At 34.4% G+C, this 26346-nt stretch carries 27 protein-coding genes; 19 read left to right on the forward strand and 8 right to left on the reverse strand.

What is annotated here, in order from left to right:
- Window positions 1-2 precede the first annotated feature (2 nt).
- The 4 genes from ACVQ8P_RS05025 to ACVQ8P_RS05040 all read left to right on the forward strand — a co-directional run bounded on the left by ACVQ8P_RS05025 (window position 3) and on the right by ACVQ8P_RS05040 (window position 4664).
- Window positions 3-839: a PRD domain-containing protein gene (locus ACVQ8P_RS05025; protein ID WP_462297938.1), complete on the forward strand. Its 837-nt coding sequence runs from the start codon at window positions 3-5 to the stop codon at window positions 837-839.
- A gap of 3 nt (window positions 840-842) precedes the next feature.
- Window positions 843-2672: a beta-glucoside-specific PTS transporter subunit IIABC gene (locus ACVQ8P_RS05030; protein ID WP_462297940.1), complete on the forward strand. Its 1830-nt coding sequence runs from the start codon at window positions 843-845 to the stop codon at window positions 2670-2672.
- 288 nt (window positions 2673-2960) lie between these two features.
- A complete protein-coding gene (gene scrK, locus ACVQ8P_RS05035; protein ID WP_462297942.1) occupies window positions 2961-3845 on the forward strand; it encodes a fructokinase ScrK in 885 nt (294 codons plus the stop codon).
- 15 nt (window positions 3846-3860) lie between these two features.
- On the forward strand, window positions 3861-4664 hold the full coding sequence (locus tag ACVQ8P_RS05040; protein ID WP_462297943.1) for a Cof-type HAD-IIB family hydrolase: 804 nt from the start codon (window positions 3861-3863) through the stop codon (window positions 4662-4664).
- 58 nt (window positions 4665-4722) lie between these two features.
- Here ACVQ8P_RS05040 and ACVQ8P_RS05045 read toward each other — a convergent pair whose 3' ends face one another.
- On the reverse strand, window positions 4723-5124 hold the full coding sequence (locus ACVQ8P_RS05045) for a pyridoxamine 5'-phosphate oxidase family protein (protein ID WP_462297944.1): 402 nt from the start codon (window positions 5122-5124) through the stop codon (window positions 4723-4725).
- Window positions 5125-5321: 197 nt separating this feature from the next.
- Here ACVQ8P_RS05045 and ACVQ8P_RS05050 point away from each other — a divergent pair, with 197 nt between their 5' ends.
- From ACVQ8P_RS05050 to ACVQ8P_RS05085, 8 genes are all read left to right on the forward strand, one after another.
- The gene (locus tag ACVQ8P_RS05050) at window positions 5322-5873 is read left to right on the forward strand and encodes a PadR family transcriptional regulator (protein ID WP_462297945.1); all 552 of its coding nucleotides are present in this window, start codon (window positions 5322-5324) and stop codon (window positions 5871-5873) included.
- The gene (locus tag ACVQ8P_RS05055) at window positions 5870-7429 is read left to right on the forward strand and encodes an MFS transporter (protein ID WP_462297946.1); all 1560 of its coding nucleotides are present in this window, start codon (window positions 5870-5872) and stop codon (window positions 7427-7429) included. The genes ACVQ8P_RS05050 and ACVQ8P_RS05055 overlap by 4 nt, the downstream gene beginning before the upstream one ends.
- A 79-nt stretch (window positions 7430-7508) precedes the next feature.
- Window positions 7509-8252 carry an SDR family oxidoreductase gene (locus ACVQ8P_RS05060; RefSeq protein WP_462297948.1) on the forward strand — a complete coding sequence of 248 codons (744 nt, stop codon included), beginning with the start codon at window positions 7509-7511 and terminating at the stop codon, window positions 8250-8252.
- A 307-nt stretch (window positions 8253-8559) separates the two neighbouring features.
- Window positions 8560-10017: a histidine-histamine antiporter gene (gene hdcC, locus ACVQ8P_RS05065; RefSeq protein WP_462297950.1), complete on the forward strand. Its 1458-nt coding sequence runs from the start codon at window positions 8560-8562 to the stop codon at window positions 10015-10017.
- A gap of 158 nt (window positions 10018-10175) precedes the next feature.
- On the forward strand, window positions 10176-11126 hold the full coding sequence (gene hdcA / locus ACVQ8P_RS05070; protein ID WP_462297952.1) for a histidine decarboxylase, pyruvoyl type: 951 nt from the start codon (window positions 10176-10178) through the stop codon (window positions 11124-11126).
- Window positions 11127-11219: 93 nt separating this feature from the next.
- The gene (gene hdcB / locus ACVQ8P_RS05075) at window positions 11220-11723 is read left to right on the forward strand and encodes a histidine decarboxylase maturation protein HdcB (RefSeq protein WP_462298083.1); all 504 of its coding nucleotides are present in this window, start codon (window positions 11220-11222) and stop codon (window positions 11721-11723) included.
- A 176-nt stretch (window positions 11724-11899) separates the two neighbouring features.
- Window positions 11900-13210, forward strand: a complete 1311-nt coding sequence (gene hisS, locus ACVQ8P_RS05080) for a histidine--tRNA ligase (protein WP_462297953.1) — start codon at window positions 11900-11902, stop codon at window positions 13208-13210.
- 34 nt (window positions 13211-13244) lie between these two features.
- Window positions 13245-13421: a bifunctional hydroxymethylpyrimidine kinase/phosphomethylpyrimidine kinase gene (locus tag ACVQ8P_RS05085; protein WP_462297955.1), complete on the forward strand. Its 177-nt coding sequence runs from the start codon at window positions 13245-13247 to the stop codon at window positions 13419-13421.
- A 130-nt stretch (window positions 13422-13551) separates the two neighbouring features.
- On the opposite strand, the gene ACVQ8P_RS05090 is transcribed toward ACVQ8P_RS05085, so the two are convergent.
- From ACVQ8P_RS05090 to ACVQ8P_RS05105, 4 genes are all read right to left on the reverse strand, one after another.
- Window positions 13552-13920 carry a phosphatase PAP2 family protein gene (locus tag ACVQ8P_RS05090; protein ID WP_462298084.1) on the reverse strand — a complete coding sequence of 123 codons (369 nt, stop codon included), beginning with the start codon at window positions 13918-13920 and terminating at the stop codon, window positions 13552-13554.
- Between the two features lie 15 nt (window positions 13921-13935).
- Window positions 13936-14187, reverse strand: coding sequence for a hypothetical protein (locus tag ACVQ8P_RS05095; RefSeq protein ID WP_462297957.1), 252 nt, complete (start codon window positions 14185-14187; stop codon window positions 13936-13938).
- Window positions 14188-14386: 199 nt separating this feature from the next.
- Window positions 14387-14797, reverse strand: a complete 411-nt coding sequence (locus tag ACVQ8P_RS05100) for a peptide deformylase (protein ID WP_462297958.1) — start codon at window positions 14795-14797, stop codon at window positions 14387-14389.
- Complete coding sequence (locus ACVQ8P_RS05105; protein ID WP_462297959.1) at window positions 14794-15669, reverse strand: LysR family transcriptional regulator; 876 nt, start codon at window positions 15667-15669, stop codon at window positions 14794-14796. Before ACVQ8P_RS05105 ends, ACVQ8P_RS05100 begins: the two co-directional genes overlap by 4 nt.
- A 118-nt stretch (window positions 15670-15787) precedes the next feature.
- Here ACVQ8P_RS05105 and ACVQ8P_RS05110 point away from each other — a divergent pair, with 118 nt between their 5' ends.
- The 3 genes from ACVQ8P_RS05110 (at window position 15788) to rbsK (ending at window position 18192) form a co-directional block, all read left to right on the forward strand.
- The gene (locus ACVQ8P_RS05110) at window positions 15788-16522 is read left to right on the forward strand and encodes an SDR family oxidoreductase (protein ID WP_462297960.1); all 735 of its coding nucleotides are present in this window, start codon (window positions 15788-15790) and stop codon (window positions 16520-16522) included.
- Window position 16523: 1 nt separating this feature from the next.
- The gene (locus tag ACVQ8P_RS05115) at window positions 16524-17087 is read left to right on the forward strand and encodes a sugar O-acetyltransferase (protein ID WP_462297962.1); all 564 of its coding nucleotides are present in this window, start codon (window positions 16524-16526) and stop codon (window positions 17085-17087) included.
- Between the two features lie 193 nt (window positions 17088-17280).
- Complete coding sequence (gene rbsK / locus ACVQ8P_RS05120; protein WP_462297964.1) at window positions 17281-18192, forward strand: ribokinase; 912 nt, start codon at window positions 17281-17283, stop codon at window positions 18190-18192.
- Between the two features lie 76 nt (window positions 18193-18268).
- On the opposite strand, the gene ACVQ8P_RS05125 is transcribed toward rbsK, so the two are convergent.
- Entirely contained in the window at window positions 18269-20119 is a 1851-nt protein-coding gene (locus tag ACVQ8P_RS05125) for an FAD/NAD(P)-binding protein (protein WP_462297966.1), read from the reverse strand.
- A gap of 168 nt (window positions 20120-20287) precedes the next feature.
- Between ACVQ8P_RS05125 and ACVQ8P_RS05130 the strand changes: the two genes are divergently transcribed.
- A complete protein-coding gene (locus ACVQ8P_RS05130; protein WP_462297968.1) occupies window positions 20288-20959 on the forward strand; it encodes a YoaK family protein in 672 nt (223 codons plus the stop codon).
- An 18-nt stretch (window positions 20960-20977) separates the two neighbouring features.
- A complete protein-coding gene (locus tag ACVQ8P_RS05135) occupies window positions 20978-21571 on the forward strand; it encodes a YdeI/OmpD-associated family protein (RefSeq protein WP_462297970.1) in 594 nt (197 codons plus the stop codon).
- A gap of 51 nt (window positions 21572-21622) precedes the next feature.
- On the opposite strand, the gene ACVQ8P_RS05140 is transcribed toward ACVQ8P_RS05135, so the two are convergent.
- A complete protein-coding gene (locus ACVQ8P_RS05140; RefSeq protein ID WP_462298085.1) occupies window positions 21623-23029 on the reverse strand; it encodes a glycoside-pentoside-hexuronide (GPH):cation symporter in 1407 nt (468 codons plus the stop codon).
- Window positions 23030-23067: 38 nt separating this feature from the next.
- Window positions 23068-23307 (reverse strand): hypothetical protein, encoded by a 240-nt coding sequence (locus ACVQ8P_RS05145; protein ID WP_462297972.1) that lies wholly within the window; start codon window positions 23305-23307, stop codon window positions 23068-23070.
- A gap of 289 nt (window positions 23308-23596) precedes the next feature.
- Between ACVQ8P_RS05145 and ACVQ8P_RS05150 the strand changes: the two genes are divergently transcribed.
- Both ACVQ8P_RS05150 and ACVQ8P_RS05155 read left to right on the forward strand, forming a co-directional pair.
- A complete protein-coding gene (locus tag ACVQ8P_RS05150; RefSeq protein ID WP_462297973.1) occupies window positions 23597-25447 on the forward strand; it encodes a BglG family transcription antiterminator in 1851 nt (616 codons plus the stop codon).
- A 1-nt stretch (window position 25448) separates the two neighbouring features.
- The gene (locus ACVQ8P_RS05155; protein WP_462297974.1) at window positions 25449-26321 is read left to right on the forward strand and encodes a ketose-bisphosphate aldolase; all 873 of its coding nucleotides are present in this window, start codon (window positions 25449-25451) and stop codon (window positions 26319-26321) included.
- Window positions 26322-26346 lie beyond the last annotated feature (25 nt).

A 26346-nucleotide genomic window follows, 5' to 3' on the forward strand; every position in this document is an offset into this window, starting at 1 on the left:
ATATGAAAATTGTAAAAATATTGAATAATAATGCTGTTGAAGTTATTAACGATGAACAGAATCATGCGATATTAATTGGTCGAGGAATTGGATTTGCTAATAAAAAAAAGAATATAGATTTACAAAATGCTGAGCAAATTTTTGTTTTAACTAATAAAAAATTATTTTCTACTGTAGAAAATCTAATATCAACAGTTTCAACGGATGTATTAGACACTAGTAATATAATTGTTAATTACGGGAAAAATATTTTAAAAAAGGATCTTAATGAAAATATTATTATTACATTAACAGATCATTTGGATTATGCAATAGCTCGAGCAAGAGATGGTTATCATACGCCTAATCCATTAAATATAGATATTAAAAGATTTTATCCTAAGGAATATAAAATAGGTCTTTACGCTTTAAAAATTGTTGAACGGAAGCAATTTACACATTTAAATGAATCAGAGGCCGGATTTATTGCAATGCATTTTGTAGATGCCTCCATGGGGGAGGATAGTCCTACAAACGTTGAAAAATTAACAGAAATAATTAAAGAGGCTCTTAATATAGTTGAAAAAAATATGGAAAAGGTTGTAGATAAAGATTCAATTTCTTATAGTAGATTTGTCCGCCATATTCAGTATATGGCGATTAGAGTATTTGATAATTCTAATTATTCAAATATTGAAAATGATTCAGATCTTCGTGAACTGGTACTAAAAAAGTATGATAAACAGTACGAAATTTCAAAATGTATTCAAAAACGATTAAAAGAAAAATTTAAAATAAATTTAGATGATTCGGAATTGATGTATCTTACTCTGCATATAGTTAGATTATATAATACTTAGGGAGTGGTTATTATTAAACATGAAAAAGAATTAAAACAAATATTACATGGTATCGGTGGAGAAGAAAACATAAAGAGTATGACACACTGTATGACTAGATTGAGGTTTAATTTATATGATAATGATAAGGCAAATTTAGAATTTTTAAGTGACATTGATGATGTTTTAAATACTCAGATTAAAAATGGACAATTACAAGTTGTAATTGGACCAGCAGTTGCTAATTGGTATGATGAACTTATTGCGATGGTTGATTTATCTAAATCAGCTTCAACAAATATGCAAGATGATCCTAGTGAAAAAGGAGGGATTTTTAGTAAAGTATTAGAAATACTTTCAAATATATTTTTACCAATTATACCTGCTATAGCTGCTGCAGGTATGTTAAAGGCTTTATTAGGGATACTTTCAGCCTTTGCTTTTATTTCGACAAAATCTGACACGTATATTATTTTTAATTTAATGGCAGATACTACTTTCTATTTTTTACCATTTTTATTGGCTAATTCAGCTGCAAAATTATTTAAAACGGATACAATTTTGGCCACTGTTTTAGCAGGAGCATTATTGTATCCAACAATGATAAATACGGTTGGTAAAGTAGCTACTTATCATTTTATGGGAATGCCAATACCGATTGTATCGTATGCGTCTTCGGTTATACCAATTATATTATCAGTGTGGTTAATGAGTTATGTTTACCGGTTTATAGATAGATATATGCCAGATATGCTAAAAGTTATATTTGTTCCGACAGTAGTATTACTTATTATGATTCCAATCGAACTAATTTTACTTGGACCTTTAGGTAATTATTTTGGTGAAGCTCTTTCAAGTGTAACTATGCAATTATTTTCATTTTCCGGTTTATTTGCAGGTGCTATCTTGGGTGGATTAAGGCCATTAATGGTTATTACTGGGATGCACCAAGCAATAACACCAGTAATTTTTCAAAATTTTGCGGCAAAAGGATATGATGTATTGATGCCAACAATGTTAATGTCAACATTTGCTCAGGCATCCGGAGTTTTAACTATGATTTTTAAAGTTAAATCAAAAAAAGAGAAGTCTGTTATTTATTCCTCAGGCATATCATCAGTTTTAGGTATTACTGAGCCGGCACTTTATGGTGTAATTATAAAATATAAAAGAGTATTATTCTCTGTTTGTATTGGTGGTGGATTAGGATCGGCTTATGTTTCAGCAATGGGATATCACCTGTTGAGTTTTACACCATCTAATATTTTTAGCTTAGCAGTTTATGCTATGGCGCCAGGTTTTATCAATGTTATTATTGGAGCAGTAATATCAATAGTTTCTACTGCTCTTTTAGTGATGTTCTTACAGCCCGTAACGGCTAACGAGTTAAAAAAGAAAGTTTCAAAAAATGTTGAAATATTTTCACCTCTTAAAGGTAGGTTAGTGTCAATTGAAGAAGTTCCTGATACAACGTTTTCATCCGGTGCAATGGGTGATGGATTTGCAGTAATTCCAGAAGAAGGGATAGTTAGAGCACCATTTGATGGAACTATAATTGTAATTGCGAATACATCACATGCAATTGGAATTAGAAGTACAAATGGTCTTGAAGTTTTAATACATGTAGGTATTGATACGGTAGAGTTAAATGGTAAATATTTTAAGAATTGTGTGACGCAAGGCGAGAAAGTTAAAAAAGGACAGGAGTTAATCAGCTTTAATTTAGAAAAAGTAAAACAGAAGTATGACGTTATTAGCCCAGTAATTATTACTAACGGTCATATTACCGAAAAACAAATGGAGTATAACGTAGATGTTTCTAATGATGTAGGGCTGAGATTAGCTTGTATGTAAATTAGATGTTTTATCAAGAAAATTTAAAATAGTAATTAGTCACTCAAAAGTAATATTTTAGTGATTATATTTATGGAAAGAAGGCTGCTTATTAGGAGAGTCTTTTTTTGTTATTTTAAGGTATGTTTTTTTAACAGAAAAATGCAATCGTTTACACTAATGTGTTTGAATGCTATTCTATTAAAGTATAATAGAATAGCATTCAAGTTTGTCATTTTCAAGATGAAGCTAATTTAGTCGGGGCTGTTTATCAATATCAGTTAAATAATAGATAGGGGAGCGTACATAATGACAAAAGATTTATTTGGGAGTATTGAGGCTGGCGGGACTAAGTTTGTTTGTGCCGTGGGTGATGAAATTAATGGTGTTCAAGAACAAGTGACCTTTCCAACAACGACACCAGTAGAAACCCTTGATCAGACGGTCGCATTTTTTGAAAAATTTCCTGAACTAAAGGCACTGGCAATTGGTTCTTTTGGTCCAATTGAATTGCGTCAAGAATCTGCTAAATATGGTTATGTCACAACAACACCAAAAAAAGGGTGGACGGATACTGATTTTTTAGGTTACTTAAAAAATCGTTTTTCATTTCCAATTGCTTTTACGACGGATGTTAATTCATCAGCCTATGGTGAATATGTGTCAGCAAAGAAAGCAAAACAAAAAGTTGATTCATTGGTTTATTATACGTTTGGAACGGGTGTTGGCGCGGGAGCCATCGTAAATGGTAAAATGTTGGGGACAATTGGTCATCCAGAAATGGGACACGTATTTGTTAAACGCCATCCAGATGATGTTGATTTTGAAGGCGTTTGTCCTTATCATAAAGATTGTTTAGAAGGATTAGCAGCTGGACCAACGTTTGAAGCACGGACAGGGAAAAAGGGCCAATTTATTCCGCTGACTGAACCAGTTTGGGATATCGTTGCGTACTATGTTGCGCAGGCTGCAGTACAACAAACTTTAATTTTGCGTCCAAATAAGATAGTCTTTGGAGGTGGTATTATGAGTGAGGCCTTTTTAATGAAAGTTCGTGAACAATTCAAAGGGTTATTGAACGGATATGTTGATGTTCCTAATTTGGAAGAATACATCACAATGCCTATGAGTGAGGGGAATGGCTCAGCTACGTTAGGTAACTTTGCTTTAGCATTGAAAGAATATAATAAATAGGAGTGTACAGCCACTATGATTAAAATTATCGCATCAGATATGGACGGCACATTATTAAATAATGAAAATAGTATTTCTGAGGGCAATGCAGCAGCTATTAAAAAGGCTCAAGCGTTAGGAGTCACTTTTGTTGTTGCAACCGGACGGAGTTACGATGAAGTCAAACCATTGATTGATGCAGCTGGTATCAGCGCGCCAATGATTAATTTTAATGGGGGTGCGACAACCACTGAGGCAGGGGAACAAATTCATGGTTTTCCAATTGCAAAAGAAGAGGCACAAAGTCTTATTAAGTTCTTGAAAGAAGAACAAGCCTTTTTTAAAGTGATGACATCAAATGGTGTTTATTCAGATGATCCACTTAGATATGATGAAGCGGTTGTAAAGTTACAATTAAGTCCCATTCATTATGTAGATGATTATAGTGAAATTATTACGGATTCAGAGTTAGATTTATTTAAATTTCTTATTCGAAAAACTGACGAATCGGATGATTTATCAGTGATTAAAAGAAAAATTGAAGAAACGACTTCACTTGTTGTAACGTCTTCAGGAGATAATAATCTTGAAGTTAATCATAGCAACGCACAAAAAGGAATTGCGCTGAAACGTTTTGCAGATGATCTGGGTGTGCCAATGTCAGAAGTAATGGCAATTGGGGATAATCTGAATGATATCTCAATGTTGAAGGCTGTAGGTGTCAGTTATGCAATGGAGAATGGCCATCAAGAAAATAAAGATGTTGCCAACCATCGTGCAAAAACGAATGCAGAAGATGGTGTTGGATTAGCTATTTTAGAACAATTAGCTCAGGATTAAAAAAATAAAAGGACTAAATCCCATGTTTTACGGGATTTAGTCCTTTTTCGTATAAAAGTTAATCAGCGATTAAGTCGCCAGCAGTTGGACCAGCATCTAATTTGTAAATGCGTTCAATATCAATCACTACTGCATAATGTGTTTCTGGTAAATGACGTTCTTGTCCGAATGCAACAGCATCATCAAAAATGTCACCAGAATTAATTAAGTGTGCTGTGCCTTCAAAACGAAATCCTTTTAGATTAGGACGATCAACAACGGCAACAGCGGCATGACCATTATCTTGAAGGTTATGTAAGGCTTGTTTTGCCGTTTCTTCATTGTAAATTAAATGAGTATCATCAAAAACACGCATTGATCCTTTAGGACCAACTTGTGGAAGTCCATTTTCGTCTGCGGTTGAGAGAAAATTGAGTTGTTCCGAAATCATTTTCTTCATATCTTCTGTTAATTTTACCATTGTAAGATCTCCTTATTTATTAAATTATTGTACCTTAAACTTAGCATAATAAAAAAATATTGGCAAAGAATCAGTCTTGTAAGCGGATAAATGAATTAAGAGATAAAAAAACTTGCAAATAGGTCTAAAAGTACTATACTTATATAAGTCTAATAGACAGGTCTAAAAGAACGATTGGAGAAAGGATTTAAATTATTATGTATGAATTATTAATTCTATCAGCATTGATGAGTCGAAATATGTCGGGATACAAAATCCGTTTGATATTGGAGAATGCAATGTCGCCAAGAAGAAAAATATCAAATGGTATTTTATATCCTGTTTTGGATAAATTAGAAGTTAAAGGGTATATTGGGTTTGACGAAGATAAAGATTCGCGTGGCACTAAAATCGCACATATTACTGAACTAGGACGCGGCTATTTCCAAGAATTAATGGAAAAACCGGTTGTTCATGATTCGAAATGGGATGATACCTATCGATTTAAAATGCGCGGGATGAATTATATTAGTGCGGTAGATCAAATGACCATTTTACAGGATTATTTTAATGAACTAGATGATGATTTACATGTTTATATTGTTGTTAAACAACATTTAACGGATCTGAGGGAAGCCAATCCAACTGTTGAGGATTATTATCAATGGCAGATACGGTCAACTGATTTTGTAATGGCAGTTCTTGAAACAAAGATGAATTGGATTCAAACACAAATAAATGAGATACAGAAAATGGAGAATAAAAGATGAAAAAAGAAACAAATCGTTGGGTAGCTTTATTCGCTATGAGTTTAGGTATTTTTATGGGACTTCTAGATGTCACAGTAGTGAACGTTGCATTGCCAAGTATGGCCATTGATTTTAAAACCACCTTTAGTAATTTACAATGGATTTTAAATGCTTATACGTTAATGTTCGCAGTCAGTTTATTAATTGTCTCAAAATTAGGGGATATGTTTGGTCGGAAAAAAATATTTATTGTAAGTATGATCATATTTACAATCGCATCAGTTGTGAATGGGCTAGCACAAAATTTGCTTGTTCTAGATATTGGTCGAGCCGTTCAAGCAATAGGTGGCTCAGGCATGATGAGTTTATCAATGGCATTGGTGGCCTCTAACTTTTCAGGACGTGAACGTGGGACCGCACTGGGTATTTTAGGCTCAGTTATTGGTTTTTCAACAGCAATCGGACCTTTAGTTGGTGGATTTTTGGTTGAAAACTTTGGTTGGCCTTCAATTTTCTTTGTTAATTTACCAGTTGGGATTATTGCGGTTTACTTGGTTTTCAGAAATGTAAAAGAAACACCTGCATATGGCGCTGGAGAATCAATTGATTTTATGGGTATGATTCTTTCAGCAACTGGATTGTTCTCTGGTATATATGGGTTAATTCAAAAAGAACAACACATGCATTGGGCATGGACAGATATGCGCGTTATGGGATGGTTAATCGCTTCAATTTTAATTTTAGCAGTCTTCGTTTTTGTGGAATTAAAAGTTAAATCACCGATGATGAATTTAAAATTATTAACGAATCGTCATTTTGTAGGGGTCATTATTCTAGCCTTTACACTCGGTGCGGGTATTTTTGCATTAGCTGCTTACCAAACGAGTTTGATGCAAAATTATATGGGTTACTCGGCTTTCTCTACTGGATTGCATCAATTACCAATGAGTTTATGGTCGCTTGTTATCGGGCCTTTTACGGGTGCTTTGGGATACAAGTTCGGTAAAAAATGGATGATTGCATTTGGATTTATCATTGCCTCACTAGGTTTATTTACGTTTAGCCAAGTGACAACAACTGATTTTACCTATATGCAATTATTGCCTCTTCTTGTTTTAACAGGATTAGGGAATGCAATCATTAATCCAATGATTAATACGGCCGCTATGGATAATATTAATCCTAAAGAAATTGGGATGGCATCTGGTTTACTAAATGTTTTCCGTCAAATCGGTATTACAGTAGGGGTTGTTATCCTTGGGTTAGCACAAACTAAAGCCTATGAATCAAGCCTAGCAACAGGATTCAGTGCCAGCCAGCTACCTAATGCAGCATCGAATGGTATTCATCAAGCCTTAGTCAATGCAGGTGCTTTTTCTGGGCACATGGTTGCATGGAGCCAAAAGATGATTGCGACGCCTTATGCTGATAAGGTTCAAAGTATTGTACTAACGGCATTTGATAAGGGTATGATTCAGGTTGTCTTAACCGCATTAGTTATTATGATTATTGGAATTTTAGCAGCCGTTTTCTTATTAAGAGAGACAAAAAGTGTTGATCAGAAATTGGATAAATAGTTAAAAGGTCCTTTTGATTGACTTAGAGTGCACTTTAACGTGTAAACTGAGTTCATAAATCGAAATGGAGGACAAAAATATGTCATTAGAAAATAAAGTAGTTGTGATTACAGGTGCATCAAGCGGAATCGGTGAAGCAACAGCTAGAATGTTAGCTGAAGGTGGAGCTAAAGTTGTTTTAGGTGCTCGTCGTGAAGAAAAATTAGCTAAAATTGTTAAAGAAATCAAAAGTAACGGTGGTCAGGCGACTTATGCCGTAACTGATGTTACTAAAGCAGAGGATGTTAAAGCGTTAGTGGCTTTAGCTCAATCAGAATTTGGGGCCATTGATGTCATCTTTAATAATGCTGGTATCATGCCTAGTTCACCTTTATCAGCTTTAAAAACGGATGAATGGAATGACATGATTGATATCAATATTAAAGGTGTGTTGAACGGGATTGCTGCCGTCTTGCCCACATTTATTGAACAAAAGCACGGGCATGTGATTACAACATCTTCTGTTGCCGGAATTAAATCATTCCCAGGTTCTGGGGTTTATGGCGCAACTAAATTTGCTGTTCGTAACGTAATGGAAGTTTTACGGACAGAAAGTGCTATGGAAAAAACGAATATCAGAACTTCAACTTTATATCCAGCTGCAATTAATACAGAGTTGTTAAGTACGATTACTGATGAACAAACACTTTCTGGCATGACGTCATTCTACAAACAAGTGGGTATCGATCCAGTCGCAATTGCACGTGTTGTTAAATTTGCAATTGACCAACCTGAGGAAGTTAATGTTAATGAGTTTACTATTTATCCAACTGCACAAGCTTAATTTTAAGTAATTAAAAAAGTACAGAAACATTTAGATGAACCCGTACCCAAAAGTCTTATGGCTTTTGGGTCTTTTTTTGTCATTATACAAAATATCTGTTATTAGTAATAAAATTAAATAGCTGTTACTAATTATTTATATCGATAGAGAACTAAATAATACAAAATATTATCATTTGAAATTATCATTTTATTATAGTTGCATAATAAATCACATTGATTTTTTTTAAAAAAAGGAGTAAAATAAATTTTAAGAAAGCGTTTTCTGTTTGCGTAACTACGTTTAATTTTGAAGGGAAGTCTATTAAATGGATGATAGTCAAAAAAAATCAAAAGCTGGAAAAATGGGTTTTGTAGGTCTTGTAGCATTGTGCGTAAGTGCAATGGTAGGATCAGGCGTATTTGATTTACCAAAAAATATGTCACAAGTTGCGGGAGTAAATGCTCAAGCAATTGCATGGGTCACAACGGCAATTGGTATTTGGTTTATTACTGAAACATTTGTCATTTTAAGTGATGTTAAACCCAACTTAAAGGCCGGACTTTACAAGTACGGCGAGGTTGGATTTGGACCATTTACAGGATTTTTTACGGCATGGGGATATTTTGTTTGTGAGTGTGCTGCAAATGCCGCGTACGCTGTTTTAACAATGAGTACGCTGGACTATTTTTTCCCCGGAACATTTACGGGTGGAAATAATTGGCCTTCGGTCATTGGGGCGTCTATATTAACTTGGGCTTTAACCGCCTTAGTACTACGAGGTGTTGAAGTTTCAAGCTCAATTCAAAAGTTTGCAACAGCTATCATGTTGGCTGTAATTGTTGTATTTTTGGCAACTGTTATTGCTCATTTTAATTTAAACACGTTCACTACGAATGCTAGTGCCACACGCGCCGTTGCTTCTGTGGGAGATAAGCCAATGGGCAGCCTAATGCATCAAGTAATGGCCACAATGATGGTTACTCTATGGTTATTTGGTGGTGTAGAGGGTGCTGTTGTAATGTCCGGGAAAGCACTCAAACCTAAACAGGTTCCGAAGGCTACAATCACGGGATTCGTAATTTGTATTGTTATGTATTCGTTGGTAGGAATGTTGTCATTGGGTGTTTATTCTTATGGTCAGTTATCAAAAATGACCTCACCATCGACTGCGTATATGTTGACCAATCTTTGGCACAATACAATTGGTCGTGATGTAATTACGATTGCGTTATTATTTGCTGTATTTGCAAGTTGGATTTCATGGATTCAAATGTTAGCCGAATTACCGCAACATGCAGCCGCCGAAGAAGGATCATTTCCGAAAGCGTTTGCTCATATTTCAAAACACAATGTTCCTGATTTTTCAATACTAGTAGCGACATGTATTATTCAAATTGTCATTATTATTGCTCATTTTGATTTGAATGCTTACCAGATGTTATTGACCGTTGTCGGAGCAATGACAGTCCCACCATATTTAATTTCAGAAATGTATCTTATGAAGATTAGTCGTAAAACGGGAGAGTTTGATAAAAATGCCAAACATTCTCCAAGAAAAGCACTAATAATCGCGGTATTAGCATTCATGTATACTTTAATTATGGGTATTTCAGCCGGACCAAGATATATTGCTATTGCTTTTATTATTTATGCCATCGGTATTCCGGTATATATGATTGCTCGTAAGCAGCATAAAAAAGTTTTATTTACTAAGGGAGAATTAATTTTTGCCTTAATTATCTTAGTTGTAGGAGTCTACGGAATATACGCGTTGATTGCTTAAATATTCGAAAAAAATAATAGTTCAATTAATAAATTATGAAAAGTTCTTGTAAAATTAAAACAAGGTGTTATGATTAAGTAGCAAACAAAAGTAAACGCTTTCTTTTTAAAAATAAACATTTAATTTTATATCAAATAAATTGTGGAGGTAATATTATTATGACAGAATTAGATACTAAACTTAATTTACTTGGAGTTGACCGAACAGCAATTAGCCCATACAAAAAATGGACACGGGGCTATATGGAACCTGGAAATATTGGAGCTGGATATATATCGGGTTTGAAAGTTGATGCGGGGGTAGTTGATAAAACGGACGATGACGTGTTAGATGGAATCGTGTCTTATGATCGTGCTGAAACAAAAAATGCTTACATCGGACAAATTAATATGACAACGGCGTCAAGTTTTTCTGGAGTTCAGGGGTCATTACTAGGATATGATATCTTACGAAACCCAGAGGTTGATTCGGCAAAACCATTATTTGTTGAAAAACAATGGGATGGAAGTAACTTACCAATATATGATGCCAAACCTTTGCAGGATTCATTAGTCGAATATTTTGGTACTAAAGATGATATGCGACATTATCCAGCACCTGGTTCATTTATGGTTTGTGCAAATAAAGGTGTAACGGCTGAACGTCCAAAAGTTGATGCAGAAATGAAACCCGGCCAAGGATATGGCGTGTGGTCTGCTATTGCAATTTCATTCGCAAAAGATCCAACTAAGTATTCAAGTATGTATGTTGAAGATGCGGGCGTTTGGGAAACACCTAACGAGGATGAACTGATTGAATATCTTAAAGGTCGTCGTAACGCAATCGCTAAATCAATTGCAGCTTGTGGCGAAAATACTTCGGGTGAAAACGGTGGTGCCGTGTTTGAAAGCTCATGGATTGGATTTGCTCACGCAATGATGGAACCGGGACAAGTAGGAAATGCCATTACTGTGGCACCATACTTTGCAATGCCAATTGATTCAATCCCTGGGGGCAGCACATTAACGCCTGATAAAGATATGGATATCATGGAAAATTTAACTATGCCAGAATGGTTACAAAAACAAGGGCACGAATCATTAACAGAAAATAATAAGATTAGTTATTAATTATTTGTCCGTTGGTTCATGCTTATTGTAAAAGAATGCAGGTGATGTATTATCAATAAACTAATTAATTTAATTGATTGGAATATCAGACACATCGATAATTTAATACCAGATAAAGCGTACTCTTTATTTTTATTAGATTACTTAGGAGATATTCACGAAAAAATATCTCAAATTGTTGAAAATAGGGCCGGCAACGTTGACAATAATGGTGCAACAATATTTTTAACCTCAAAAGATTCAATATATATTATTTCTACCACGGACGTGGAAATATATAAAAAATCGAGTGTGAAAGTTTCAAAGTTTATGAAAGGTACTCCGCATGGATCTTTCTTACTGTCATTTGATGATGGAAAGATCTTTAAACCTAATAATATAATTTGTGGGCGAGTATTTGATTTCGTACAAGATGTACAGGCTAGCGTGATTAATGTTGCTAATTATGATTCCACAATACGTGGTGATAGTCCGCAGTTACTTGATCCAGATCATGCTCAAGAAGTTGATAAATTGCGAAAGTGGATGCAGGATGGAAATATTAGTCACTATCAATACGATGACGCTAATCCCGCATACCCTAAGGCCGGAAAATGAAAAGCCTATCGGCTAAAAAGTCCCAGACGTCAGCTTTATTAAAATTGTTATCGCTGGAGGGCATTGAGACTATGACATTAATGCCAATAGGGGCAGAATAGCGTTGTTCTTCCTCAGGGTATTTAAGCGTACCTTGAGGATTTTTTATTTAATTATTTTAATGGAGGGTAATAATTATGAAAATAAATACCAACTATCAAAAAATGAAGGGAACCGTCGATATATTACCGGACCAGGTGGAAACCTGGCAAAAAATTGAAGATATGGCCAGAAAAACATTTAATATATATGGATATAAAGAAATGCGCACGCCATTATTTGAAGCGTATGATGTTTTTGCTCGAAATGTTGGGGATACGTCAGATATTGTTTCAAAGCAGATGTATGATTTTGAAGATAAGGGTGGCAGGCGTTTAGCGCTTCGACCAGAAGGCACGGCGGGAATTGTTAGATCATATGTTGAAAATAAATTGTACGGTCCGGAATTCCCCAAGCCATTTAAAACATATTACATGGGACCAATGTTTAGGTATGAACGTCCGCAATCGGGTCGACAGCGACAATTTACACAAATTGGTTGTGAAGCTTTGAATAGTGAGTCTCCACAAATTGATGTAGAGGTCATATCGGAAGCATTACATTTCTTTCAACAGCTAGGTCTCACTAATTTGAAATTGGTCATTAACACGCTTGGTGATAAAGAGACTAGAAAAAAATATAAAGAAGCACTAGTTGATTACTTAGTGCCATTTTATGATCAATTAAGCGCTGATTCTAGAGAAAGGTTGTACAAGAATCCGCTAAGAGTTCTTGATAGTAAGGATGTTTCTGATCAAAAAATAGTGGAGAATGCACCATCAATTTTAGATAACCTGAGTGAGTATTCATTGGATTATTTTAAAAAAGTTAGAAAACTATTAAAACAATTAGATATTGAATATGAAATTGATGCAAGTATGGTTCGAGGGCTGGACTATTACAACCAGACTATTTTTGAAATTATGTCTAATTCCGCTGTTTTCAATACTGAAGTTAAAGGGAATAGTTATAAGTATGTAACTGTTTGCGGTGGGGGAAGATATAACGGATTAATTTCACAGTTAGGAGGTCCAGATCAAGGCGGCATTGGGTATGGAATTGGTGTGGAACGATTAATTTTATTAGTAAACGAAGAGAATCCCAATTTTGAAACAGTTTCCGGGCCCGATTTATTTTTTGTATCCGCTGATCAACAAGGCGATGACTTGGCGTTTACGATATTGGATTCAATTCGTAAAAAAGGAGTCATTTCTGATAAAAATTTTCAAGACATAAAAGTGGGTTCTCAAATAAAAGAAGCTAACCGCGTAAGTGCAAAATATTATACCGTTTTGGGAAAAAATGAAGTAGAAAACAATAGAATTAAACTAGTAAATATCAAAAATAAAACAGAGGCGATGTTGGATATTTACGCTTTTGAAAAGGAACCAATGAAATATCTGAAATAAGTTTGTAAACATAAGTTGTATTAAAAAATATGATGTGAGTCATTGTTGTACATTTGCTGTTGTAGTAACTGTGGGTCTGGCAAATGGATTGTCGGTAAAAGAATCTGTTTATAAAGCGAAAGAATTTGTAACCGCCGGAATTAAATCTGGATTCGCTTTTAATGAATACGTAGGTCCTTTGTGCCATGCAGCTTATCGTTTAAGTAATTAAATTAAAGTTATTTACAATAGCTAAAAGCACCTCACCTTGGGCGAATTACGTCTAAGGTGAGGTGCTTTTTTCGGATTCAAGCGTTTAATGGAGAAGTAATTATTTATTATTAGAGTGAGTAAATAATTTTTTACTTAGTGGTAAGGTACCATCGTTTAATATAGATGAATTGAAGCAGACTAACCCATGAAATGCCTAAGATTACGGCACCTAAGATATCAGATGGAAAATTCGCTCTTAGATATACTCTTGAAAAAATAATGATAATAAGCCAAACAATGGCTAGTGATTGAGTTATTAGTTTTAAACCTTGGCTCTTAATTTTAGGAATAATAATTATAAAAATCATGATAACTAAAATTGTTGAGCAAATCGCGTGGCCACTGGGGAAGCTAAATCCAGATTCTGCCACCAATCTTTGTGTTGGTCGAGGGCGTTGAATAACTTCTTTGCAATAAATGCAAGTGCGTCCCCGCCAATTAAGACTAATCCCATGAATGAAACATTATAAATGTCATGTTGATAGGTAAAAAATAACATCAAACATACCACTATGCCAATCACAAAAAACGGGACTACCAGTGATTGAAATTAATGAAAAAAATCTAGTTAAACTTGGATTAACGATGCTACTTATTAACGTTTGTAATTTAAAGTCAATGGATATTAACCAGTTAGATTGAATGCTAACTGAAATTGTCAGTCCGATAAATAATAACAAGCCCATAATGCTAGTTACTAACCACTTGCTCTGTCTATTTTCCATACTTACAGTTCATTCCCTTGTCTAAATTATTAAGCATAAATAATTAAACAGTCGATTTATCATTTCTTTATGATCTTAAATTAAACTATATATGAATAAATATCATACTAGCACTGATAAGTTAATGAGTTTTCAATAACGGGCGTTTCTTTAACGATTATTAATATTTTTAAAGGTAATATATGTGGTAAAAATTAACTTAGATGATAATACCGTCACAATGGTCAACTTCATGTTGAATAATTTGTGCCATCCAGCCAGAAAATTTTTGTGTCTGAGGTTGGAATGATTTATCTAAGTAAGAAACGGTGATTGAGTCATAGCGTTGTGCTGGACGTTCGCCGATTAATGATAGACAACCTTCATTAATGGTATAATGGCCTGATTTTTTTGTGATTTTTGGATTGATAAAGGGGACATTTAGAGCACCAAATTGGCAGACGATGATTCGTTTATTGACGCCAATCATGTTGGCAGCCATGCCAACGCAAACCTCTTTGTTAGCTTCCAGCGTGTCTAATAAATCAGTAACAATTGAGCTATCAGCTTTCGTTGCAATTTCGGCTTTTTGTGCGAGAAATGTTTCATCATGCATAATAGATTTTATCATTTTTTCTCCTGTTGAATTAATTTTTCTAAAAACTTCTGTGCCGCATTTGAAAGAATAGTATTCTTTTTCCAAATTAAACTTAAACTCGATTCCAGCTTTGGTTCTAATGGAATAAAGGTTAAATTCGTGCCATTAGTATTGATTATATCAGAGATAGCGAGTGCAGAACCAGTTCCGGATTTTACAAATAGGGATGCGTTAAATAATAAATTATATGTTGCGATAACTTGGTAATTCAAAATGCTGTCACCAAGCCATTCAGATATTTGATGACTGACTAGTGATTGTTGTGATACAAGTAAAGGTTCTCTCTTTATATCGGCAGGTGTGATGGTTTTTTGGTTGGCTAAGGGATTGGCACGGTTAACCAATAGTCCCCAAGTATCTGTTGCAGATATTTTGATAGTGTCATATTTTTGTTTATCGGTCGGGTTAATAACAAATCCAAAATCTAAAGTCCCTGCATCTAATTTTTGCATGATTTCGTCAGCATTTCCGCTGTAAAGGCTCATCTTAATTTCTGGATAAATTTTGTGTAACTCAAATAGAGTATCTGATACTGAGCGCATGGCTTGTGATTCGCCACTACCAATGAATACTTCGCCACTCATCACATCTGGGGTCATTAAATTGGCTGCCGTTTTATCAACTAATTTGATGATTTCCTTTGCATGATTATATAAGTAATCGCCTTTTTCAGTCAGGATGACTTCGCGGTTACCTCGAATAAATAATTGATCACCAATTTCTTCTTCTAAATCTTTGATTTGTCGAGAAAGAGTGGGTTGAGATAAGTGTAATTTTTCAGCTGCCTTTGTAATATTTTTTTCTTGGACAATAGCGATAAAGTAGTTTAAGACACGTAATTCCATATTAGTTTCCTCTATAGGTTAAAAGTATAGTTGGCGATTCATGATAGGTATTAGACATTCTTAGTATAACGGTTATGCTGAAGTCAGTAAATAAAAACGAATTAATGGAGGAAATAACATGTCAGTTAAAGATAAAGTTATTGTGATTATGGGTGCTTCAAGTGGAATTGGTGAAGCAACAGCTAATTTATTAGCTCAGAAAGGGGCTAAATTAGTTTTAGCAGCACGTCGTGAAGATAGATTAAAAGCGATTCAAGAAGCTAACAAAGCAACAGAAATTGTCTATCAAGTAGCAGATGTTACAAATTTTGATGATGTTCAAAAAGTGATTGATTTAGCCCTATCAACGTTTGGTAAAATCGATGTCTTATATAATAATGCTGGGATTATGCCAACAGCACCATTAAGTGAAGGTCGTCGTGATGAATGGAAAAAGATGCTCGATATTAATGTCATGGGTGTTTTAAATGGAATCTCAGCGGTATTACCAATTATGATTGAACAAAAATCAGGTCATATTATTGCGACAGACTCTGTTGCAGGTCATGTTGTTTACCCTGATTCAGCCGTTTACTGTGGTACTAAATTTGCTGTCCGGGCCATTATGGAAGGATTGAGACAGGAACAACGTGTAAATAATATTAAATCAACGATTGTTTCACCAGGTGCGGTTCAAACGGAACTTTACAATACAATTAGTGATAAAAAAGTGGCTAAGGGCTTACATGAAGCGCAACTCGAATGGGGTCTAACGACTGATGATATTGCTCAAGGTGTTGTTTATGCAATTGACACACCAGACCGTGTTTCAGTAAGTGAATTAGTGATTCGTCCAACACAACAAGAGGTTTAAAATGGCTAAAAATATATTTAAACAAGAGTTATCTCAAAAAACGATTCTACCTGAAGATGAAGTCTATGCTGACATTCATAAAGTTTTACATGACAACGAAAAAAATGTTGCCGAATTAAATACTGGCTATCATGAAGAGTCAGAAATAAAGGCTATTTTTAGTCAAATAATTGGCGAAAAGGTTGATGATTCTTTTACGGTATTACCCCCATTTTATACCGATTTTGGTAAGCATATTTCTGTTGGTAAAGATGTTTTTATCAATCGAGAGACAATGTTTACGGATTTGGGCGGTATCACGTTGGAAGATCACGTTTTAATTGGACCCAAAGCTAGTTTAATAACGGTTAATCATCCGATTGATCCATTAAAAAGACGCGGCTTAGAAGTTAGCCCAATTCTCATTAAAGAAAATGCATGGGTTGGTGCTGGCGCAACTATTTTACCCGGGGTGACCATTGGTAAAAATGCGATTGTTGCAGCAAGTGCCATGGTAACAAAAGATGTACCAGATAATGTGATTGTTGCGGGAATCCCTGCGAAAATTATTAAAAAAATTGATTAAATAGCGAGAATTAAAGAATGTTTCCTGGTTAACGGGGAACATTTTTTGTTTGAAAAAATTGTTGCAAGTATTTTGGTAAAAGAAATGATTGACCCAAATCTAGAACAATTGGATAATGTAAAGGGATAGATAATTGAAGGAAAATTTGAATGTCACCTTATTCAAACATTATTTTAGAAATGGAGAGTGCAAAATGAAAAAAGTGGTTGTTTTAGGTTCAACGAATGTAGATACTATTTTAAATGTCCAACGGTTTCCACAACCAGGTGAAACCTTAGCTATGGATTCAATGGCTGTTGCTGGCGGTGGTAAAGGGGCTAATCAGGCAATTGCTTCTGTTCGATCAGGTGCAGACACAACTTTTATTAGTAAAGTTGGCAATGAAGGTGCTGCTGATTTTATGATGGATACCTTTAAAAAAGATGATATGAATATTGACCATGTGACAACATCAAAAACGGCTGGAACTGGTCAAGCCTATATTATGGTAGATGAATCTGGTCAAAATAGTATTTTAATTTATGGTGGCGCAAACCAAGATGTGACGGTTGAAGACATTCAAGCCGCTGAAGCTAGTATTAAAGCATCTGATAGAATTGTTGCGCAATTCGAAGTGCCGATTCCTTCTGTCATTGAAGCGTTCAAAATTGCTCGTGCAAATGGGGTTCAAACGATTTTAAATCCAGCACCAGCAATCAAAAATATTCCAGATGAATTATTAGCTGTTACAGATATGATTGTACCTAATGAAACAGAATCTGAAATTATTACAGGAATTAAAGTCACTGATGAAGCGTCGATGGAAGCCAACGCCAAGGTGCTATTTGAAATGGGTGTTAAAGCAGTTATTATTACAGTTGGTGATAAAGGGTCATTTTACGCAACGTCAGAACAGTCTGGTTTCGTTAAGGCTTTTAAAGTAAGCGCAGTGGATACAACGGCTGCGGGCGATACTTTTATTGGCGCACTAAGTTCGAAACTTGAACTGGATTATAGTAATCTTGAAGAAGCAATGACCTATGCTAACAAAGCATCGTCGTTAGCCGTTCAAATCAAAGGGGCTCAAAATTCAATTCCCTATGCAAAAGATATTTTAGCTGATTAGCTAGATAAAACGGACTGAGTACCTGAAAAAAGAGTCACATATTCTGTTTTGAAACAGAATATGTGACTCTTTTTGATTAGTTTTTAACAGATTCTTTTTCAAAAATATCTTTAACAATGTCATTAGCTGTACGTAAACTAACATCATTCACAAAAGGTCTTGGACTTGCGGCAGTTAACCAGTGGACACCATCCGTTGGAACGCCCCAGAAGTACAATCCGAGTTGTGGTGTCTGATTGTCATCTAACAATAAATTGCTGATGGGGTCAACATTAACGGCACCATCTATTACTGGTGCACCTTTAGTAGGATTTAAAATTAATGGATTGGCAATTTTAGTTTCAAGCAATTGTTTCATTAATGGACTTGTTGCCGTTGTGGCATGAACAGCAGGTACTCGTGCCTCAATTAAAGTGGTTGCTAAGTAATGTTGGTCTGGCGTATTGGCACTATATGTGTCAAATTGGTCATCTTTAGTATCGACGACCATACCAGGTTCCAATAGTGTGACAACGTCGGCTTCAACAAGTGCACGTAATTGTTCAATTCGAATAGCAGGTGGTCCAATTGTTAAAAAGTTATTGAGTGAGTTAAACCAGCCTAAAAAGTCTGTTAAATACTCATCGTCCGTTAAAAGACGGTTATCAATTAGCTGTCTAACGGGAAGACGTAAGTCACGTAAGACTTCAAGTGCACTGGTCAATGGACCGGTTTTCGTTCCAAGTCTTGCGTCTGTGGCATCTTTTTGTAAGTGCTCTAACATGATTGTTTTGAAATCTGTGTTAGGCTTTTTGGTCATTGGATTGCCTAGATGAGCCCAATTGAATTTATCAGCTTCCATAATGATTGAACGTTCAATAGTCATTTCAGGATTTCTTAAGAAATCTAATTGAAAGGTTGTTAAATCAATTGTTGGATAACTTTCGGCGACAAGTAATGAGTAGTAATGGTATTCAACATCATGACTTAATAATTGCCAAAATTCAGCAAAGGGAACTGAACCATTTTCCAAAAAGACGGCCATTTTAGCAGCTGTTATAAAATGAGCTTTGGATTCTTCACCAGGTGCTTTTTGATTATCACCTTTTGCATGATAAGGCCATCCACGGCGTGATCCGGCCACAATATGCGGTTCGCTACCATTTGCATGATATTGTAATTGTCCGTTCTCTAAACGCTCAAATTTGCCACCGCGTTCAACTGTTAAGCGTGTGATTAAGTCAAAGAAACTTAAACCTAAGCCACGTAAGATGACGGTGTCTTCATGTGTGATGTGGTCGAGTTCTGTTTCGTTTGGAAATCCTGGTAAGACATAAGTTAACTTGTTTTTTGTTGCGAAATCAGCTAATTTTTGTTGTCCGGCAGATAATTCATTTTCAAGATTTCCTAGGGACATGATGACATAATCAACAATGTCAGTTGAAGGCAAGGCAGTTGTGATTTCAAATTGGTTCGATAGTTTAGAAACCTGCGTAACCGTAACTTTATTTAAATTAATTTTTATATTTTTAGGTGCACGGTTAAGTAACTCAGCGTAATACCATTGAATATAAACGCCGAAAAGGGCTCTTGTAGCATAATCATTCGGTTTTAAATGGGTAATTTCATTTAAAAAATCGACTGAATAATCATTTTTTTCGATAAAATGATGCGCAGCGGATTGTGCCCATTCAAAAATATTAGGGCCGGTAACCATTGGTCCAACAGATTGGACACTTGTCCCGTAGAATAAGCTAATTTGTTGGGCCGCTGTGTTCATGATTAATTCATGAGGTTGTTTTGGGGTCCATACACGGCCGCCAACACCGTGTGGATCATATAAATCAATTGTAAGTGGTTTGTTTAAATGGTTTGTCTGTTGCCAAGCAATAAGTCGTTCAAGTGTTATCATGCCTCGTGGTCCAGCACCAATAATGGCTAAATGCATAAAAATAATCCCCCTTGATATATGTAAAAACTAGCTTTATTATAAGCCTTAAAGTGAAAAAAATCGCTTGATAACCTTTTTGAATGGATAATTCTTGTTAACTTCTGATAATTTAGTATACTTAAAATTGAAAGAACAATTTTAAGTATAGACTGAAAGAAGGATTTGATGAAAAAACCAATGTCACTGCTGGATAGGCTGCTGTTTGCTGGATTGATATTTGCCGGTGGTGGTTTTGACGCGTACACGTATCTTGTACACGATGGTGTTTTCGCGGGCATGCAAACGGGGAATCTAATTATATTAGGGACGAATTTAGGCCAAATGAAGTGGGATGCCATAGTTAATCATCTGATTCCAATTTTTGCCTTTATGATTGGTATTATTGTGACTCGGAATTTACAACATCGGTTTAAGGAAGAAGATTCCATTAATAAGCGACAACGATTTGTGATTGGCATTGAAACCATTCTTTTAATTATTGTTGCAGTTATTCCAAAAAGTTGGCCAACACAGTTATCTACGGGGATTGTGTCAATGGTCGCAGCTGCACAACTTCAAGAATTTAGACAAATTAATGGAGGGCCATTTACGTCATTTATGATGACCGGTAATTTGAGAACGATGGCTGAAAGTTTTTATGATGGAATCGTTAAAAACAATGTGATTGCGATGGCTAAAGGTTGGCGCATGTTGGGTGTTGTTCTAGCTTTTCTTTTTGGGGCAGTTTCAATGGGCGCTATGGTACCAATAATGGGGACCAAAACGATTTTATTAGCGGCGTTCTTCCTATTATGCTCATTAATCGGGCTACAATTGAATCCAGATAAAAGACTATAAAATAAAGGGGTTAGTATAATGACAGAAATTAAAAAGAATCCAAAAGTTGATTTATATTTAGAAAAAGCAACACAATGGAAAGAAGAAATGAGTCAATTAAGAGAATTTGCGCTTGAAACAGGTCTAGTTGAAGCATTTAAATGGGGAAAGCCTTGTTATACATTGAATGGTAAAAATATCGTCTTAATTCAAGGATTTAAAGAATATATGGCGTTACTTTTCTTAAAAGGGACTCTGATTGACGACGGTAAAGGTATTTTAATTCGAACGGGTGAAAATACTGAAGTTGGTCGTCAAATCAGATTTCATAGTTTAAAAGAAGTGACAGATTTGAAGACAGAAATCGGTGATTATATTCAAAAAGCAATTAACGCTGAAAAAGCGGGTTTGAAAGTTCCTAAGGGCAAGCCAACTGAACTTGTTTTACCTGTTGAATTTCAGAAAAAAATGAATGAAATGCCCGAACTAGAAGAATTTTTTGAAACGTTAACGCCAGGTCGTCAAAAAACATATGCCCGTTACTTCGCAGATGCTAAACGAACAGAAACGCGTGAAGCTCGAATTATCAAATATATTCCTAAGATTCTTGAAGGCAAAGGACTGAACGATTAGATAGCAAAACGGCGACCAGATAAAAATCTGATCGCCGTTTTTTTGTTTATTTTAATCTAAATTCTTTTTTAATTCAGAAACAATTTCAGCATGTTTAGCTTCAGTCAATTTAATTTTTGACATGAAGATAAATGCAGCAACAAGTAATAATGCCATTGGAACAAAGAACATGTACGTTCTGAATTGTAGTAAATCACCATGTGTAATATCGCTTGCTGTAGCGCTACCAGTCATTCCTGCATGAATTGCAGCAAAACCAACAACACCATTAGCAAAAGCACCAGCTAATTTATCCAATAAAGGACGAACTGCTAAAGTGACGGATTCATGACGCGTGCCACCCTTTAATTGACCGTATTCAACACTATCAGTAATTGTCATTAAGGCTGCTAAGAAAACAAGTGGGTATGGGAAGAAGAATAACCCAACGGCAATTAAGACGACAATAAGATTACTACCGGCAAATAAGAAGAGAATGTAACCCAATAACATGACCACAATTCCGCCAAGATAGATGGCGCGACGATGAATCAATGAAACTAAAGTTGGGAACAAAGCAACTGAGATAATACCTAAAATAACTGTCAAAATTCCGACAATTGAGAAGGCTGCTGAACGACCTAAAACATATTTGAAGTAGTAAATCAAAAGTGAGTTAGTAATAACATAACTAAATGCGAATAAGAAATATGATAGTGATAACCACATTAATTGATCGTTTTTACCAATAACTTTGAAAACATCACGGAAACGAATTTTTTCAGTATTTTCACGAATTGCATTCTTTTCTTCTTTAGTTCCTAAAATAGTTGCTAAAGCACCGAAGAATGAAACTAAACCAATTACAACGGCGAAGCCGAACCAACCGGCTTTAGTTTGTGTATTACCATGTGTCCCTGAGAATAATTTTGAGAAGAAGACAACCATTGGAACGATAATGATAATAACACCTTGTGCACCTAAAGTTGATCCAAAACGAGCAACTGCCCCGAATTTAGTTCTTTTTTCAGAATCAAAAGTTAAAGCAGGTAGCATTGACCAAAATGAAATATCTTTAAATGAATAGAAAATATCTAAAATAACAAATGCGACTGCAAAAAGAGCTAAGTATAGATAAGGACTGCTTGTTGCTAAACCACCAAAGTCGGTGAAAATAATAACTAAACCAATTGAACTGACAATTGCACCAACTAATAACCAAGGTTTGAATTTACCCCAACGAGAACGGGTATTATCGACAACACCACCGATTAATGGATCGAAAGCGATTTCGACAATTCGAATGATAACCATTAAAGAGGTTACATAACCAATCATTTTGGCATTAAAGCCTGCATTGTTTGTATCGAATAATTGACTTGTTACAAAAATCATAAAATAAGTGCTAAGTGTTGCGTAAAATGCATCATGTCCAAATGCCCCGAAAGCATAAGAACTATATTGTTTGAGATCTTTCATATTTTTCATTAGTTAAGCCCTTTCAAATTTATTTAAAACTAATTGTATCTATGCTCAATAATCTTATTTAAAATGTCTTGTCGTTGTTTTTCTTTAGCAGAACCTAATTGGTTCTCTTCTAATGAATTAAAATCATTGGCTAACAAAACTGATTCAAGGTACAACGTTAATTGACGTTTGATGTAAACCTTGTTATCTTCGTTTGTTTGCTTAGGATTTCCGGCAATAATGGCAGCTGCAAATTGCTCAGCACTAATCGTTAATTTATTTGCATTCATTTTGATGACCTCTTTCTATGTAGCAGATTTTTTGATGAAAGAAACGATTATTCAATGTAATCGTATTCTTTTAGTTAACAAGTACAGTTTACTAAACTTTTACTAAAATGTAAACGCTTTAAATGAAATTATTTCATTTAGTAGTTTTTGATAATTAATATGGGCGGAAAAAAATAGTTGTAAGAACCGGAAAAATAATTGCTTATGCAAGCGTTTTCTTTAATGTATATACTAACGTTGTTAGGTAAGCTGAAAGAAATAATTATATTGTTTTTGAGGGGGATTTTAAATGAATAAAAATATTGAGAGACTACTCGATGTTCTTTTACAACAAAATAATTATCTAACTTCTTACCAACTAGCTGAAATTATAGGTGTTACGGAAAGGAGTATTAGAAATTATGTGAGGACACTGAACCGTAATGAAAGTTATGAACCACTGGTTATTTCGTCTAATAAGGGATATAAGATTCAAAAAAACATTTATAATTTAAGTACTAAAAATCAATTTTTTAATAATGAAGCTAATTTATTATTAGATATTGCAAGAGTATTGGTTGATCAAAAAGGTTATACCTCATTTGATGAAATTGCAAGAGAGCTTAATTATTCGGTTGAAAATATTAGAATTAAGGTACAACAGCTTTTTGAAAAAATAAAGGAAATAAATATTAAAGTTAAGCTAGATTCTAAAATATTCATTGGAATTCAGATTGTTGGTACTGAAAATCAAAAACGTCTTTTGTTAGAAGAACTATTAAGGATTGAATTGATTACCAAAGAAAATTTAGTTGAGTCTACTTATCAAGTATTGAACGGTTTTCTAAGTAGAAATTTAATACAGGAACAAATCAATATAATTGATACTGTATTTTCGGCGCATCATGTCACTATGGATTTTAGGGTACACGCAAAAATAATATGTCATATGATAATTTTTAAATATCGATATGATAAAAATCAAAAAATTAAATATGATAATGAAGATAATAAAACTAGTAATCTTCCAGAGTATAAAATAGCCAGAGATATTCTTATAGGGGAACCTATTAGTATTGAGAATAATTCAGAAAGAATAGCACTTGAAAATTACTTGATTTCATTACCGATAAATATTCCAGGAAATTATATTTCAAAAATAAATATGACTCAAAGAAAATTAATTGAACATTCATTGAATAATGCTGAAAAATATTATTCAATTCCGATTTATTCAAAGAAGCAGTATAGATTTCAAATTACAAATCATATTATGAGATTATTTACTCCGTTAGAGGATAGTATTCCTATTTATAATCCCTATTCTACTGAAACTAAACATGAATATTTATTTGCATATTCTATTGCATGTTTTTTATATGATGAATTGCAGCGAACCATGACATTGTATATTCCTGAATCTGAAATTGCATATTTAGCCATTCATATTCAGCTGATTTTAGCTCAGGAGTCAAAAAGCACTATTAACGCAGTGCTGGTATTTCAAGGGAAAAGTACAGAAGCAGAGGTTTTTCGTTATAAATTACAAACCTATTTTCCAACGATACAAATTAATCATATTTCTCTTGAATTAGATTTAAATAAGGTAAAGAAATATCAATTAGTTATTTTATGTGATCAAACGGATGCAGAATTAAACGATTCTCGAATTTTGACGGTAACACGTAAATTAATTACTAATGATATTTTAAAATTACAGTCCTATATTGATTCGGTTGGGACATTCTCGTTAATTGATAATCTTGATTTTTATCAAATGGATGAAAAAAATAGTATTGATGCAATTAAGTATTTAATTAATAAGTCAGGGTATGGAAATTTGCTTCCTTACTTTATTAAACGTGAAAAAATGTCATCAACAGACATTGGTAATTTAGTTTCACTCCCACATCCATTTTTAAAGGGATCAGAAACGTCTGCAAAAATTATTATTGGAATAAATAAATCAGAGATTAGTTGGGGAAATCAAAAAGTACGACTCGTTATTATCTATGTGCCTAGTGCAGATTTAAAAGCAAATGAAAATTTTTTTAATGATATATATCAACGTACCGGTAATATTGTTACTATTCAAAAGTTACTTACGGCAAATTCAAAAGAAGAATTTATTAAACTATGGAATCAGAAAAGGAGATTATAAAATGTTATATAATATGGTGGATTTATTGGGTGTCGCTTACGAGAATAATTTTGCGGTTGGATCTTACAACGTTGCGAATAGTGAATTTGTTGAAGTAGTTATTGGGGCAGCAGAAAAAAAGAATGCACCAGCAATTATTCAAATTCATCCTAATGAACTAGGTTTAGTTGGCGAAAATTTCATAGCGTATGTTCGTCAAGCTATTGATAGAACTAAAATTCCGATGGCAATACATGTTGATCACGGTGCTACTCTAGCAGATTGTGTTCGTGGTATTCACAATGGTTATTCTTCTGTAATGATTGATGCTTCATCAAAGCCTTGGGACGAAAATGTTGCATTAACAAAGAAAGTTGTTGAAGTAGCTCATGCAGCTGGCGTTTCAGTGGAAGCTGAACTTGGAACAATTGGTTCAAATGAATTAAGTACGGAAAATAATGGTGTTAATAAAATTATGTATACTGATCCAGATGATGCAAAAAAATTTGTTGAGTTAACAGGGGTAGATACGTTAGCTGTTGCAATTGGCACACGTCATGGTCAATATAGTCACGTTGAAAAACCAGAACTTCGAATGGACTTGTTAGAGAAAATTAATGAAGCAGTTGATATTCCATTAGTTTTACATGGTGGTTCAGATAATAAAGATTCAGAAATTAGTAAAGCATATCAACACGGTGTAGCTAAAATTAATTTATCAACTGATATGAAAATGGCTTTTATGGAACAATTACGTCAGAATTTTAAAGATAATCCAGATGCCTATGAACCAGATCAATTAATGCCTTCTGCTCGTCAAGCAGCTCAAAATCTCGTTGAACATAAAATGGATTTATTTAATTCAACTGATAAAGCATCATTTTATAAAATTTAGATTATATAAGTAGAAAATGATAACT

Source organism: Dellaglioa sp. BT-FLS60, from assembly GCF_054941065.1.